The 14,111-nt window shown below is 52.4% G+C and carries 12 protein-coding genes and 1 riboswitch; of the genes, 3 read left to right on the top strand and 9 right to left on the bottom strand.

What is annotated here, in order from left to right; translation table 11 throughout:
* Positions 1 to 80: 80 nt before the first annotated feature.
* Positions 81 to 761 carry a carboxypeptidase-like regulatory domain-containing protein gene (locus OO017_RS01385; protein WP_266050641.1) on the top strand — a complete coding sequence of 227 codons (681 nt, stop codon included), beginning with the start codon at positions 81 to 83 and terminating at the stop codon, positions 759 to 761.
* 2 nt (positions 762 to 763) lie between these two features.
* On the opposite strand, the gene aroC is transcribed toward OO017_RS01385, so the two are convergent.
* Positions 764 to 1,843: a chorismate synthase gene (aroC, locus tag OO017_RS01380; RefSeq protein WP_266050640.1), complete on the bottom strand. Its 1,080-nt coding sequence runs from the start codon at positions 1,841 to 1,843 to the stop codon at positions 764 to 766.
* A gap of 2 nt (positions 1,844 to 1,845) precedes the next feature.
* Entirely contained in the window at positions 1,846 to 3,288 is a 1,443-nt protein-coding gene (locus tag OO017_RS01375; protein ID WP_266050639.1) for a BatD family protein, read from the bottom strand.
* A 371-nt stretch (positions 3,289 to 3,659) separates the two neighbouring features.
* On the opposite strand from OO017_RS01375, the gene OO017_RS01370 reads away from it, so the two are divergent.
* Entirely contained in the window at positions 3,660 to 3,851 is a 192-nt protein-coding gene (locus OO017_RS01370; RefSeq protein WP_266051021.1) for a hypothetical protein, read from the top strand.
* Between the two features lie 2 nt (positions 3,852 to 3,853).
* Here OO017_RS01370 and queG read toward each other — a convergent pair whose 3' ends face one another.
* The 4 genes from queG to OO017_RS01350 form a co-directional block, all read right to left on the bottom strand.
* Positions 3,854 to 4,801 (bottom strand): tRNA epoxyqueuosine(34) reductase QueG, encoded by a 948-nt coding sequence (gene queG / locus OO017_RS01365; RefSeq protein ID WP_266051020.1) that lies wholly within the window; start codon positions 4,799 to 4,801, stop codon positions 3,854 to 3,856.
* 382 nt (positions 4,802 to 5,183) lie between these two features.
* Positions 5,184 to 6,227: a Holliday junction branch migration DNA helicase RuvB gene (ruvB, locus tag OO017_RS01360; protein WP_266050638.1), complete on the bottom strand. Its 1,044-nt coding sequence runs from the start codon at positions 6,225 to 6,227 to the stop codon at positions 5,184 to 5,186.
* Positions 6,228 to 7,013: 786 nt separating this feature from the next.
* Positions 7,014 to 8,192, bottom strand: a complete 1,179-nt coding sequence (locus OO017_RS01355) for an acyl-CoA dehydrogenase family protein (RefSeq protein WP_266050637.1) — start codon at positions 8,190 to 8,192, stop codon at positions 7,014 to 7,016.
* A gap of 210 nt (positions 8,193 to 8,402) precedes the next feature.
* Positions 8,403 to 10,835 (bottom strand): TonB-dependent receptor, encoded by a 2,433-nt coding sequence (locus tag OO017_RS01350; RefSeq protein WP_266050636.1) that lies wholly within the window; start codon positions 10,833 to 10,835, stop codon positions 8,403 to 8,405.
* Positions 10,836 to 10,897: 62 nt separating this feature from the next.
* Positions 10,898 to 10,994, bottom strand: a riboswitch (TPP riboswitch).
* A 233-nt stretch (positions 10,995 to 11,227) separates the two neighbouring features.
* Here OO017_RS01350 and OO017_RS01345 point away from each other — a divergent pair.
* Positions 11,228 to 11,473: a hypothetical protein gene (locus OO017_RS01345; protein WP_266050635.1), complete on the top strand. Its 246-nt coding sequence runs from the start codon at positions 11,228 to 11,230 to the stop codon at positions 11,471 to 11,473.
* Positions 11,474 to 11,571: 98 nt separating this feature from the next.
* Here the strand turns inward: OO017_RS01345 and OO017_RS01340 are convergent, their stop codons facing one another.
* The 3 genes from OO017_RS01340 to pnuC all read right to left on the bottom strand — a co-directional run bounded on the left by OO017_RS01340 (position 11,572) and on the right by pnuC (position 14,002).
* Positions 11,572 to 12,447 (bottom strand): aldose 1-epimerase family protein, encoded by an 876-nt coding sequence (locus OO017_RS01340; protein ID WP_266050634.1) that lies wholly within the window; start codon positions 12,445 to 12,447, stop codon positions 11,572 to 11,574.
* Positions 12,448 to 12,457: 10 nt separating this feature from the next.
* Positions 12,458 to 12,982, bottom strand: a complete 525-nt coding sequence (locus OO017_RS01335) for an AAA family ATPase (protein WP_266050633.1) — start codon at positions 12,980 to 12,982, stop codon at positions 12,458 to 12,460.
* A 402-nt stretch (positions 12,983 to 13,384) separates the two neighbouring features.
* The gene (pnuC, locus tag OO017_RS01330) at positions 13,385 to 14,002 is read right to left on the bottom strand and encodes a nicotinamide riboside transporter PnuC (protein ID WP_266050632.1); all 618 of its coding nucleotides are present in this window, start codon (positions 14,000 to 14,002) and stop codon (positions 13,385 to 13,387) included.
* Between the last annotated feature and the right edge of the window lie 109 nt (positions 14,003 to 14,111).

Raw genomic sequence — 14,111 nt, 5'->3', positions numbered from 1 at the left:
TATAGAAGTATAAAGATGTTAGCATATTTGAGTGTTGCTGCATCTTCCTGATTACCGAGCACAACCACTTACCCTAAGCTATGAAAAGTAAACTCTCCCACCTGTTTGGATGCTTTTGTTTTATACTTACCCTGGCTCTCTTTCCCTTCTCGGAGGAGGCGGTGGCGCAGGAGCATGTGGTGCAGCTGTCCGGATTGGTGGTAACAGGCGACAGCGCAACGGGCATGGCCGGCGCGGCGGTGTTTGTGCCGCATACTAACCGGGGCACTTACACAAACCCCAAAGGCTTCTTCTCGCTGCCGGTGCTGCCCGGCGACAGTGTAGTGGTAAGCGCATTAGGGTATCAGAGGCAGTACCTTATCATCCCTGAAACATTTGTTGGCCACAGCTACTCCACCATGCTACAGCTTCTGGAGAGCCCCACCGAGCTGCCCACCGTGGATGTGATGCCCTGGGCCACGGAGCGCGACCTGCGTGAGGCTGTATCTAACCTGAACCTGCCCAAGGTGCAGAAGCCAGAGGTGGACCTTGGGCCATTGGAGGAAAAAGACCTAACGAAAATGCGGGCCATGGATGCGGAAACCAATGCAGCGTATGGCTTGCAGCAGACAATGCGCCAACAGCAACGCCGCTACATGGTGCCCAGCGATGTTAACCTGCTCGGTATTTCGATCGGGGGCAAAAAGAAAAAGGCCTCCCGTGCAAGTATAAAACGCGCGCGAGGCCTTGTTAAAGATCAGGAAAATAAGTCTAAAGACTGAGTTTATACTTTGTTTACCTTCTGGCGCAGCAGGAAATCGGCAATCACCAGCGCGGCCATGGCATCCACGATAGGCACGGCGCGGGGCAGCACGCAGGGGTCGTGGCGGCCTTTGCCCTGAAGGGTAATCTCCTCGCCGGCATCGTTTATAGTTGTTTGCGGCTGCAGGATGGTAGCCACTGGTTTAAAGGCCACGTTAAAGTAGATGTCCTGCCCGTTGCTGATGCCGCCCTGTATGCCGCCGGAGTTGTTGGTGCGGGTACGGATGTTGCCCTCTTCATCGGTATAAAACTGATCGTTGTGCTCGGAGCCGCGCATCTTCACGCCTTCAAAGCCGCTGCCGTACTCAAAGCCTTTCACCGCATTTATACTTAGCATGGCCTTGCCCAGCTCGGCGTGCAGCTTATCAAAAACAGGCTCTCCCAGGCCGGCAGGCACACCCTTTACCACACAGCTCACCACGCCGCCAATGGTATCTAGGCTGTCGCGTGCCTGCTCTACCAGGCCAATCATGCGGGCAGCCGTTTTGCCATCCGGGCAGCGTACTTTGTTCGAGTCTACCTGACTCAAGTCGAGTTTCTGGTAGGGCTTGCGCAGCTTTATACTTCCAACCTGCGACACGTATCCTTGCACCGTTATGCCGTAATGCTGCAGCAGCTTAGCAGCCAGCGCACCGGCGGCTACACGTGCCACAGTCTCGCGGGCAGAGCTGCGGCCTCCGCCACGGTAATCGCGGGTGCCATACTTGGCAGTGTAAGTATAATCGGCGTGGGAGGGGCGGAAAGCCTGGGCTATGTGGCTGTAGTCGTGGCTGTGCTGGTCTTTGTTGTTCACCACCATGGCAATGGGCGTGCCGGTTGTTTTGCCCTCAAATACACCCGAAAGTATGGTTACCTTGTCTTCCTCCTTGCGGGGCGTGGTAATGTCGGACTGGCCGGGGCGGCGGCGGTCCAAGGCGTGCTGTATCTCCTCCGACGTAATATCAAGCCCAGCCGGGCAACCGTCCACTATCACACCCACGGCCGCTCCGTGCGACTCGCCAAAGGTTGTTATCCGAAAAAGCTTTCCGTAAGAATTGCTCATAGTTATCGCTTTAAAAAGACAAACGCCGACAGGGCCAGCAGCACCAACAGAATGATGTTTGTGTAGCGCTTTACCTGGTTAAGCAGGTGCAGACTAACCAGCGTGTTGTCTTCGTTTTTAATGATGTTATAGAACGAGCCCAGATCGCGCGACATAACCAGTGCATCGCTGTCGGGTGCGCCGGTTACGTGTACCTGCAGCGTGGGGCGAAGCGTATCATACGTTGCCGTGGTGGGATTGAAGAAAACCCACTTTACCATCCGACCCACATCGTATACCCCTGCCTCGCGGGCAAGTACAGTATAAGAGAAGCTTTTGGAGCCCAGTACCGTGCCCGAACGCCTTGTAACGTCCTGCTGCACATCGGGCGGGTAAAAGTCCAGGCCTGGGGGCACCACCGGCGATGGTGGCATAATGGCTGCCAGGTTTCCTGTTCCCTCCACCTGAAACACGTAATTGAACGTCTTATTTACGGGCACCTCCTCCTGCGACAGCCGCTCCTGCAGGCGGTAATCACCCACGGGCACCATATCGCGCAGCGGGTGTGGCGGCAGCTCTTTTACCAGCACCTCGCGTGGCCTGGAGAAAAAGGTTTTGTAGCCTTCCTGCCGGTCATCGGTGAGCAGTGTGGGATTTTTGGCCACTTTATACTTTATCATCCGGAGCTGTAGCTGCGGGAATACCAAAGGTTTGGCCGTGATGGGGTACAACATGGCCTCGTACAGCTTAAAGCGAAGGTATGGCTCGCCCTGCACCGTCACGTTTTCGGGTGTTATCTCTGTAAAGTCGAAGCTCTCCTCCCACACATGCGACTGCTTCAGCTGTCTCAGAATATCATTTATCTGGTTGGCGAAATCGTAGAAATCCAGCAGGCGCTGGTCCTGCTCGGCCAGGTAAAAGTATAAGGCCACATTCACGCCCTCCCCCACAAAAACCTCGTCCTTATCGGTGTACAGCGTCAGGAAGGCGTTATCTTCCCTATCCACAAACTCTGCCTCTTGGTCCGGCTGCGCCTGTTCTTCCTCCGGCACAATCAAATCTGGGGGCAGGTTGGCATCCTGCGGCACATCGGTCTGCATTTCCGTCACATTTATCGCCATCCCCTCCGACTGCAGCGTTTGCCCGTTCACCTTCATCGTGAAAGGCTTTAAAGTATAAATGCCTTCGTTGAGGGCTGCATAGTTCTGGGTGATGGTGAGGATAGTGGTGGTGTTACCGCCGGTGATGATCGTTTTGGTGGAGGAGTATTTGTTACTTTTTTTGAAGCCCTCAATATCCGGGAAAGAAGTATACTCCTGCAGCTGCTGGTTCTGTAGCCGGACAGAGATGGTATAGTACTGGTTAAGCGGCAGCGGGCTCTTACCCAACTCAATAGCAATCTGCTGTGCCCGGACAGGCAGTAGAGTCGCTAAGCAAAGTATAAAGGTTATGGCTAAAGCTCGCATGGTTCAGGCCGCTCTATCACGGCTATTGTCCTGAGGTGATAAAGACAAATTTAATACTTTTTCGGTTGGAAGCACGTTGTTATTCTAAAGGATGGCAAGGCCGCAAAACCAGCCTGAGCTTACCGGAAAGGCATTTTTCTGACTTAGGCACTACACCATCTTACTTAACGCTACAGCTGGTAGCAAAAGTATACACCCTGGCCTTCTCTCTTACACCTAATGCCGGAGGAGGCCGAAGCAGCGTTATACTTTAACAATAATTTTCAAGCTTTTATTTATGTTAAATATAAATATAACGTGACAGCGGCACCAATTTTTTAACCTGTCGTAAGTATAACCATACTATGAAAATGGCTTACTATTTACCAAAAATGCTGGAATACGTTAAAACAATCTTAGTGAAGGTCAGCTTCGATAAGATGTTGTTTGAAAAGGAGCTGCGCAAGGCTTTTAAAGTACTCGTGAAGGAGGAAATTGAGCAACTAAAGCAATGGTGCTACGACCAGTTCTCAGGTATGTACCTGATCATCCTTAACCGTGTTTTCCTGAAGCACCAGGTCTAAAATTATTTCTCTTCCGGGTTGCCCTGCACAAAGCGGATGTTGCGCATCAGGCCGTTGTAGCCGGTGCGCTTCACAGCTGATTTTTTAAACAGCTGCGCGAAGACCTCGTGTGTCAACTCCCGCCAATCGCTGGTTTTTAAATCCTTCAGGTGCGGGTGCGGCGCAAAGGCAGGTTCGCTGTGCGGTTTGCTGAAGCGGTTCCACGGGCACACATCCTGGCAAATGTCGCAGCCGAACACCCAGTTCCCGAACTTCCCGTTCATCTCCTGCGGCAGCTGGTCCTTCAGCTCTATCGTGAAGTAGGAGATACACTTGCTGCCGTCCACAACGTACGGCTCCACAATGGCATTTGTCGGGCAGGCATCCAAGCACTTGGTGCAGGAGCCACAATAATCTTTTATCGGCCCATCATACGCTAATTCTAAATCGATGATCAGCTCGGCGATAAAGTAAAAGCTACCCACCTGTGGCGTGATGAGGTTGGAGTTCTTGCCTACCCAGCCCAAACCGCTTTTTTTCGCCCAGGCCTTATCCAGCACCGGGGCAGAGTCTACGAAGCAGCGGCCGCCCACCTCCCCTATCTCCTCATTGATGTAAGCCAGCAAGGTCTTGAGCTTGTCCTTGATCACGAAGTGGTAATCGGTGCCATAGGCGTACTTCGATATCTTGTAGGTATCCTCCTCCTCTTGCTGCTGGTCTTCTTTGGCGGGGTAATAATTGAGCAGCAGCGACACGACCGACTTGGCCCCATCCACCAGCAAACGCGGGTCCAGGCGCTTGTCGAAGTGGTTCTCCATGTAATGCATCTGCCCATGCATGTGCTGGTTCAGCCAGTTCTCCAGCCGCGGCGCCTCCTCCTCCAGAAAATCCGCCTTGGAGATGCCGCAGAACATGAAGCCCAGCTCCTGCGCCTTCTGCTTTATAAGGTATGTATACTTCTCTTTGCTCAATTTATACTTGGTGCCGCTGTTTATACTTTGCAGAACAAAAGTAAGGCAAAATAAATCCAACCGGTGATTAATGGGGATTTTAATGATTTGTATGATCGTGCAGTAGCTGCACAGGCTCCACTGCAGCTGTTTCGGACATCCCTGTCCACATCACAACCTACCGCGAGTTTTCAACTCGTGGATTCTCAAGACGGCAAGCTTTCAGCTTGCGTTGGCTGCCCAGTTTATACTTTCGCAAGCTGAAAGCTTGCCTCATTAAAAGCCACAAGATGCAATCCTGCGGCAGGAACAAAATGTGCCCAAACGGTAAGGGCTGTAGAGGGGTAAAAGAAAAAGGCAGACCTTTCGATCTGCCTTTTTAACTATATCACAAACAGCTTATTTATTCCGGCTGGTTAAATAAGCCGCCAGATGCAATCTCCTGCGGCGGAATCTTGCCCAGGTGGCGGTAAGCCATCTCGGTAGCCTCACGGCCGCGGGCGGTGCGCTTTATGTAGCCCTCCTGGATCAGGAATGGCTCATATACTTCCTCGATCGTTTCTGACTCCTCACCACAAGCCGTGGCGATGGTGGTAATTCCTACCGGGCCGCCTTTAAACTTGTCGATAATGGTGTTCAGGATTCTGTTGTCCATATCATCGAGGCCGTTGTGGTCTACGTCCAGGGCGTTCAGGGCGAATTTAGCTATGTCCACTGTAATAGTGCCGTCGCCTTTTACCTGTGCGAAGTCGCGGGTGCGGCGCAGCAGGTTGTTGGCGATACGCGGCGTGCCGCGGCTGCGGCGGGCAATCTCAAAGGCCGCATCCTCATGTATCGGCGCTCCAAGCAAAAAGGAAGAGCGCTTTACGATAGATCGCAGTAACTCGGCATCGTAGTACTCCAGGCGCGAGTTAATGCTGAAACGGGCACGCAACGGCGCCGTGAGTAAACCGGAGCGCGTGGTGGCCCCGATCAACGTAAACGGGTTCAGGCTGATTTGCACCGAGCGGGCATTCGGACCAGAGTCAAGCATAATGTCGATCTTGTAGTCTTCCATGGCCGAGTACAGGTACTCTTCCACAATCGGGTTCAGGCGGTGAATCTCGTCGATAAACAGCACATCGTTGGCCTCCAGGTTTGTCAGCAGGCCTGCGAGGTCGCTTGGCTTGTCTAGCACCGGGCCGGAAGTCATTTTTATACCTGCATCCAGCTCGGAGGCAATAATGTGCGAGAGTGTGGTCTTACCCAAGCCTGGAGGGCCGTGCAGCAGTACGTGGTCCAGGGCCTCGCCGCGGCGCTTGGCCGCCTGCACAAATATCTTCAGGTTCTCCACCACCTTGTCCTGACCGGTAAAGTCGCGGAAACTAAGCGGGCGGAGGGCCTTGTCTATGTCCTTTTCGGCCGGCGTCATGTAGTCGTTTTCGCCGGTGAGATAATCTTCTCTCATAAGTATAATCTTCTACAAAAATTGAGCTTTCGCTGCTCCTAAAGGTAACAGTTTCAGCGGTGCTTTCGCTCCATTTCGGCTTACGAATTTACGCAATTTTGCTAATTATTTTATAGTTTATACAGATAAATCTAATATAATTAGCAATAATCTGAATCAGGATTTGCAGGATTAGTGGATATACAGGATTTTTGTTCTAAGATGTAAACTTCCCCCTACTCATCGAAAGCTACAGTTAAGACACAAGTTCGTTCTGCCGCAAGTTTTCAACTTGTGGCTTTCTATGAGGCAAGCTTTCAGCTTGTGAAGGCCTGAACTGAGCGGTAATTTGGCTAACACTAGTTGAAAGCTCGCTGCCCTGGACAACCACGAGTTGAAAGCTCGCGGTAGGTTGAACGGTTTATTTTTGTGCCCTAACCGTAGCCCCTCCATAGAGGCAGGGCTGTTAAGTTCCCCACTTTCTGGCGCGAATCTCCAGATTCGTGACTAACAAATAAGGTTGAGTCTCTGACTCAACTGGGCCAGAGGCCCAAACTATACTTCGACACGAGCGAGGACGCTCGCGCCATAGTATAACTAAGCGTAGAACTTAACGGCCCTACTCCAAAGAGGGAAACTTGCTCTAAGATTATGCTACTCCTAAGTAACCTGAGATAATCAAACATTAAAACAAAATCCTGCTCATCCACTAATCGTGTAAATCCTGATCAAAAAAAGGCAGCCACTCACGCAGCTGCCTTTGCTATACTTTATCGCCACCCGATCAACGAGCAACCAATAACCAGATTATTTAAACGCCTGAATACCTGTAATATCCGCGCCCGTAATCAGCAGATGAATATCGTGTGTACCCTCGTAGGTGATAACCGACTCAAGGTTCATCATGTGGCGCATGATGGGGTACTCGCCGGTAATACCCATGCCGCCGTGGATCTGGCGCGCCTCGCGGGCAATGTGCAGGGCCATGTCTACGCTGTTGCGCTTCGCCATGGATATCTGCTGCGTTGTGGCTTTGCCTTCGTTCATCAGCGTGCCTAAGCGCCATACCATCAGCTGCGCCTTAGTAATTTCTGTCAGCATCTCGGCAAGCTTTTTCTGCGTCAGCTGGAAACCGCCGATCGGTTTATCGAACTGTATACGCTCCTTGCTATACTTCAGCGCCGACTCGTAGCAATCGATGGCGGCACCGATGGCACCCCACGAAATACCGTAGCGGGCAGAGTCGAGGCAACCCAGCGGACCGCGCAAACCATCCACGTTTGGCAACAGGTTCTCCTTCGGCACCTTTACGTTATCGAAAACCAGCTCGCCGGTGCAGCTGGCGCGCAGGCTCCACTTGTTGTGGATCTCTGGCGTAGTAAAGCCTTCCATGCCGCGCTCCACAATCAAGCCTTTAATGCGGCCTTCCTCATTCTTTGCCCATACAACAGCCACCTGACACTCCGGAGAGTTGGAGATCCACATTTTAGAGCCGTTGAGCAGGTAGTGGTCGCCCATGTCCTTGATGTTGGTTACCATACCGCCTGGGTTAGAGCCGAAGTCCGGCTCCGTGAGGCCGAAGCAGCCCAGCCACTCGCCGCTGGCCAGTTTTGGCAGGTATTTATTGCGCTGCTCCTCCGAGCCATACTTGTAAATCGGGTACATTACCAGAGAGCCTTGCACAGAGGCAGTAGAACGCATGCCGGAATCGCCGCGCTCAATCTCCTGCATGATGATGCCGTAGCTGATGTAGTCCAGGCCGCCGCCGCCATACTCTGTCGGAATGGTTGGGCCAAAGGCACCCACATCGCCAAACTTCTTTACAATCTCTGATGGGAAATGCGCGTCCTGCGCCCACTGCTCAATCTTAGGAGAGATCTCGCGCTTCACGAAGTCGCGCATGGTCTGGCGGATAAGCAAATGCTCTTCCGTGAGCAGGTCGTCGATATTGAAGTAATCAGGCGCACCTGAAGATTCGTAAGCCATAGTTTTGTTTTAAGGTTGATGAGAAGGGTAATACGCAAATATAAAATTTAAATCAGGATTGGATCAGGATTTTCAGGATTATTGGATGGACAGGATAGGCTAAACAAATAAAATCCTGTCCATCAACCCGATCCCCTTCATCTGTGGTCAAAAAAAGCCCCACCAAAATGGCGGGGCTCCTTCTTAAAAGTACGGAACGGAATTTATACTTTAAAACCTGAGGCCCACAGAGGCCAGGAAGTTACGGGTGGCTTGCGGGTAGTAGTAGTTGTAGTCGTAGCGGGTGTTGTCGCCCACGTACTGCTCGCTCCAGGTATAGCCGTTGGCCACGTACTTTTGGTTAAAGAGATTGTTTACCAGCAGCGCCAGCTCCAGCTCCTTCATAAACGATGGCTTTAAAGTATAGCGCAGGCGCAGGTCAGTTACCTGGTACGCGTCTATTTTGCGATCATCGGAGGCAGTGTTATCAAGGAACTGCTCGCTTACGGTTTTGTAAAGTATGGCGGCTCTGAAGCCCTTTAGCGGCTGCACCTCCAGCTTGTGCGCCGACACCACGGCCGGCGAGAAGGAAATGTCTGTTTCGCTATAGTTTGTCTCCACCACATCCTCTACATTATAATCGGCATCATACACGTAAAGGTACTCCGTGTAATTCTTGATCTTGTTGCGGCTGAAGGTAACGGTGCTGCTCAACTCCACCACATCGTTAAAATTGATCATTCCTGCCAGTTCTAACCCGGCGCGGTAACTGTCCTTTATGTTAGTGCGCAGCGGCGAGCCCACATCGTTCAGTTGGCCGGTAAGCACCAGTTGGTTGTCGTAATCCATGTAGTAGACGTTGGCATCCAGAGTATAGCGGGTATCCTGCCCAAGTATACTTTGGCTGCCGCCGCGCAGGCGGTACCCTGCCTCCAGGTTGTACAGCGTTTCCGCCTCCGGATCGGCAGCGCCTGCCTGTGTGTTCTGCGGCTTATCGGTAAAGTCAGAGCGGGTTGGCTCGCGGTTGCCCACGGCATACGAGGCGTAGGCAGTCTGCCCTTCTGAAATCTCGTAGGTAACACCTGCCTTCGGGTTTACAAAGCTGAAATCTACCTCCTGCGTCACATCACGGTTATCATCATCCACGCCATCTATACTATAGGCAATGGTGCGAAACTGTAGATCACCGAACACACCCAGGCGCTCCGTTAGCTGGTAGTTTACTTTGCCAAAGATGTTGAAGTCCGTCTTCAGGGCATTGTTGAAGTAGTAGCGCTGGCCCAGTTCGCTATCGGAGGCATAGCGGGCCCAGATCACCTCGCCGTAATGGTCGCCGTCATACTTGTTCCAGGCGCCGCCAAGCGTCGCGTTCAGCTTACCGGCCTCATCGGTATAGTTCAGGGCGTAGGTAGCACCGTAGAAATAGTTATCGAGCCACTTCTGGCGGATCAGGTCGGAGCGGCTGATGGTGGTGTCGCCCAGCACAACCGGTGCAATGCTATAGTTAGCCAGCTTCTGGTTATACTTGTACTGCTCGTAGTAGCCGCGGCCTCGGGTAAAATGGAAGGCACCGCCCAGGTTCAGGCGCGGCAGCAGGTCTTTGGAGTAATGCAGCTGGTAGTGGTCCTGCTGGTAGTTGTCGGTCTCGTTCTCGTAGGTGAGGGAGTTAAAAGTGCGGTCTGTCTCCAGCTTCTCCTCCGGCACGCCGTTCCAGGCCTGGTAGGTTTTTTCCTTGCCCGAGAAAGTCACGAACTTGAGCATACCTGTTTTGCCATGGTAGCCCGCCGCCAGGTAGTATGATTTCAGGTCGGAGAAGGCACGGTCGATGTAGCCATCCGAAGAGATTTTGGAAAGGCGGCCATCTACGGTAAACTTATCGTTGATAAGGCCGGAACCGAAAGAAACCGAGTGGCGCCAGGTGTTGTAAGAGCCATAGGCATTCACGGCCTCGGCGTAGGCTTCGCGGTTTACGCCAATGGTGCGGATATTCAGACTTGCCCCGAAGGCTCCGGCTCCGTTGGTAGAGGTGCCCACCCCGCGCTGCACCTGCACATCCTCTATGGAAGAGGCCAGATCGGGCATATTCACGAAGAAAGTGCCGTGGCTCTCCGAGTCGTTTATCGGGATGCCGTTTACCGTTACGTTGATGCGCGTGATATCGGAGCCCCGGATGCGGATGCCCGTGTAGCCCACGCCTGCGCCGGCATCGGAGTTCACCACCACTGATGGCGTCTGCTCCAGCAAGTAAGGCAGGTCCTGGCCAAAGTTGCGATCTTCTATCTCCTGCTTGGTAACGTTGGTAAAGGTGGTACCGGTTTTCTCGCTGGCCCGCGTGGCCGACACCACCACCTCGCCGGTTTGCAACGCCTGCGGCCTCAGCGCGATCTGCACCTGCTCGTCCTGCTGCAGGTCTACGCTTGCCTGCTGCTGCTCAAAGCCCAGGAAAGTCACTTTTAAAGTATAAATCCCGGCCTGAAGATCGGGGAAAGAAAATGTACCGCCGCTGCCTGTGGCGGTAGCGGTGTTGGAGCCCTGCAGCACTACGGTAGCACCTGCCAGGGCCTCTCCTGTGTCGGCATTGCGCACACGCCCGCTCAGGGTGTGCTGCGCCAACAGTTGCAATGGCAGTATGATGGCTGCCAGTGCCGTGAAAAAGCTTTTCATTGGTTATAGAAAAAGAAAATGGTGAAACATACGGCCATGCCAGGGGTCGGCAGCCCGCTAAAATTGTTTCCCGTACCTCTCCCTTCGCCGGCATTACCCGGATCAGGTTCTATGGGTATGATCTCAGCCCGTAATCTTTGGGCACCCCTGAGTACTGGCAAAGGTATATCGCTTTCTCTTCTAAACCAAAAACAGTGTTAATTTATACTTGGGCAAGCCATAACACAAGGTTTGCAGCTCCTGCTAAATTTTGGCTCTGACGGATAACCACTTACCCCAAAAGTACGTTGTAATGCAATAGAAGGCACTATAATTTTCACTCCTTGTTAGGAAACATTTTTTGCCGTGCAGAGAGATCAGCAGAAGTTGAAAAATAAAAGAGAACCGCGATGATGATCAGCATTTTATACACAGTAGCACTGTTAACCATACTGGCATACTATGCCTTTGCCCCACGCACCAGATTTAACCGCCCGCCATCTACCGACAACGACGACGATGGAGGCGAGCCATTAGGGGATGACCTGCCAGACCTGGACCTTCCGCCAGGCATTTCGCTGCCTGTAAATGATTTTGAACCGAAGTATGACTTCAGAAAAATTAAGGTTCCGAAGTTTCCGGAGCCCTCCTTGCACTGAGTACTACGATACCCGCTGCAAACAAAAAGCCCCGCCATACTTTAGAGTGTAGCGGGGCTTTTTGACGTTAGAGATTATCAACCAACGAGCAACGACACTTACAGTATCGTGATAGTATAGGTGCGGGCAAACGTCTGCTCCGGGGCCAGCTGGTTGATGCCTTCTTTCTCCGTGATGTCGCCGCTCTCGCCTACCCTGCCGGCTATGCCGCACCAGGGCTCTATGCACACGTAGCGCGGATGCTCCGGTTTGCCCCAAATGCCCAGGTACGGAAATCCATCAAACTCCACCTCTATGCGGCGCGCGTTCCTGGGGCTGCCCAATGTTACCTTCTCCGACCGCACATCCTTAAAAACCAGTGCATCTTTATAAAAATACTTGCGGTTCAGGGCTAGTTTACCTTCGTGCTCCATCACCGATTCTGTGTTGCCGTTCTGCAGGCCATCCTCGCTCAGCAGGTGGCGGTGCAGCGTCTCTTCTTTCTCAAACTCGATGAAGTAATCCTCATACTCCTCGTTAGGGTAAAAAGGCACGTTAAAACCAGGGTGGGCACCAACAGAAAAGTATAAATTCTGCTTACTGGTGTTGGCCACATGGTAGGTAACCGACAGCTTGTTCCATTCCAAGGTATAGGCTACCAGCAACCGGAACTCGAACGGGTACTGCTGCAGCGTCTCCTCATCCTCGGTCAGCTGGAAAACCAGCTTATCGTGGTGCTCCTCTACCAGCTCAAACTTCTTGCGGCGAGCAAAGCCATGGCGCTTCATGTCATACTTCTGCCCTTCAAAAGTATACTGCTGCCCCGGCAGCTCCCCCACTATTGGGAACAGGTTGGGCGCGTGGCTTGCCCATACCTGCGGGTCGGCCTGCCAGATAAACTCCAGGTTCTCATCTTTCTTAATGAAGTGGTGCAGCTCGGCACCCAGCGTATCGATGCCCACTTTGTAGTTATCGTTCTCGAGGAAGTATAGCATGTTCGGTTGTTTAAGGTTGATGTTTCTGCAGGAGCTCCTTTACGTGCCGCGTAGCCAGCTGCAGCCGCTCCTGCTGTTGCCCGCTTATCTCCACAAAAGGCACCTGCAGCGCCTCCAACTCCCGTTTGTACCAGTCGTAAAAGTACTGGCGCAGGTGCGGGTGCTCGCGCTGCGGATCAGGCTCCCACGGCAAATCAACGCCCATCAGCAGGCAAAGGTTATAGTCTTGTTGCTGTAGTTGCTCCAGTATCCAGGAAGGGGTGTGGCCGAAGGCGTGCTCGCTCCATATCTTGAGCACCAGCATGTCAGTATCCGCGAAAAGGATGGCGTTGGCCTGCTGCTGCAGCTCCCGCTCCAATGCCATTTGGCCGCGGGCTATATTTTCTATATCCGCTAAAGTATAAGGCCTGCCCAGGTTGCCCACGTAGCTGCGGGCGTACTCCGGCACCCACACGGTACCGTACTGCGCCGCCAGTTGCTCCGCCAGCGTAGACTTGCCCGTAGACTCCGGCCCGGTTATGGCGATCTTGATCATAAGGCAAAGGTCGGGAAAAATAATGAAGTGGAGAGTACATAAAAACAGCGGGAGGCAACCGTAATGGCTGCCTCCCGCTTTAAAACATCTTATATGCAGATGTTTTAATTATCAGAGAAACTGTAGTCGTAGAAGTTATAGACTTCCACCACCTTGGGTTTTATATCTCCACATTGTCTCAGAAAAACAAACTTAGGTCGCTCATCCGGAGACTCGTAACCCCACTTCATCCGATTCTCAAATTTCAGTTCATCGGGTAATTCCAGTTTACGTTGTTTCATGGTGCTGCAGCGTTAGTGGTTTAACAAACTACGCCCGTATAGGGGTCGCAGCAAAGGGTAATTAGTCCTTTTACGCTTTACTGCCGATAACAGAATTAAACAACTAAAAGATAAAGTATAACTATGCTACAACCTTTTGCTGTTGCTGCGCAATTTCCTTCTTCCAGTTACGATATCCCTGCACACACAGTGCCAGAAAAACAATATACAGGAAGCTGGTGAGGTACAACTCCTTATACGTATAAACGCCTACATAAACCACATCCACCACCAGCCACACGATCCAGTTTTCCAGCTGCTTTTTGGCCATCATCCAGTAGCCGATCAGACTCACGGCTGTGGTGGCCGAATCGGTGTAAGAGAGGTCGGCATCGGTGTAGTTATCCAGGAAATACCCCAGGCCCAGGGTAAAAAGTGCGCCCAGCACTAACAATACCGAAAGCTCTTTGGCCGTGGTACGCCCCACCTTGCGCTCTGTGTGGTGCTTGCCTCCATACAGCCACACATACCAGCCGTAGAGGCTGGTAATAACGTAAAATACGTTCAGGCCCATGTCGGCGTAGAGGCGGGCATCGTAAAACACCAGCACATACATGCCTACACTCACCAGGCTAGCCGGCCAGGTCCAGACGCTGGGCTTTGCTGCCAGCCACACCCCCAGGATGCCAAACACCACCCCCGTAAGCTCTACCAGGCTCATGGCCTTCAGGCCTTCCACTATACTTTGCCAAATTTCCATTGCCGCAATTTACACCGCAAAGCTACTCTTGTAAACAAAAGCTTGTTTAATTTTGAGGCTCGGTGCAACCTCCCGCTGTTTGTACCGCTAAAACTATACCCGATTTACC

It is taken from the genome of Pontibacter anaerobius (assembly GCF_026241195.1).
GTDB classification, from domain to species: domain Bacteria; phylum Bacteroidota; class Bacteroidia; order Cytophagales; family Hymenobacteraceae; genus Pontibacter; species Pontibacter anaerobius.
The sequence above is the reverse complement of the archived record's forward strand: the minus strand, read 5'-3'. Positions and strand labels throughout refer to the sequence as shown.

Coding starts and splice junctions, on each gene's coding strand:
- OO017_RS01385 (WP_266050641.1), top strand. CDS start 81: ATGAAAAGTAAACTCTCCCACCTGTTTGGATGCTTTTGTTTTATACTT.
- aroC (WP_266050640.1), bottom strand. CDS start 1,843: ATGAGCAATTCTTACGGAAAGCTTTTTCGGATAACAACCTTTGGCGAG.
- OO017_RS01375 (WP_266050639.1), bottom strand. CDS start 3,288: ATGCGAGCTTTAGCCATAACCTTTATACTTTGCTTAGCGACTCTACTG.
- OO017_RS01370 (WP_266051021.1), top strand. CDS start 3,660: ATGCTGGAATACGTTAAAACAATCTTAGTGAAGGTCAGCTTCGATAAG.
- ruvB (WP_266050638.1), bottom strand. CDS start 6,227: ATGAGAGAAGATTATCTCACCGGCGAAAACGACTACATGACGCCGGCC.
- OO017_RS01355 (WP_266050637.1), bottom strand. CDS start 8,192: ATGGCTTACGAATCTTCAGGTGCGCCTGATTACTTCAATATCGACGAC.
- OO017_RS01350 (WP_266050636.1), bottom strand. CDS start 10,835: ATGAAAAGCTTTTTCACGGCACTGGCAGCCATCATACTGCCATTGCAA.
- OO017_RS01345 (WP_266050635.1), top strand. CDS start 11,228: ATGATCAGCATTTTATACACAGTAGCACTGTTAACCATACTGGCATAC.
- OO017_RS01340 (WP_266050634.1), bottom strand. CDS start 12,447: ATGCTATACTTCCTCGAGAACGATAACTACAAAGTGGGCATCGATACG.
- OO017_RS01335 (WP_266050633.1), bottom strand. CDS start 12,982: ATGATCAAGATCGCCATAACCGGGCCGGAGTCTACGGGCAAGTCTACG.
- pnuC (WP_266050632.1), bottom strand. CDS start 14,002: ATGGAAATTTGGCAAAGTATAGTGGAAGGCCTGAAGGCCATGAGCCTG.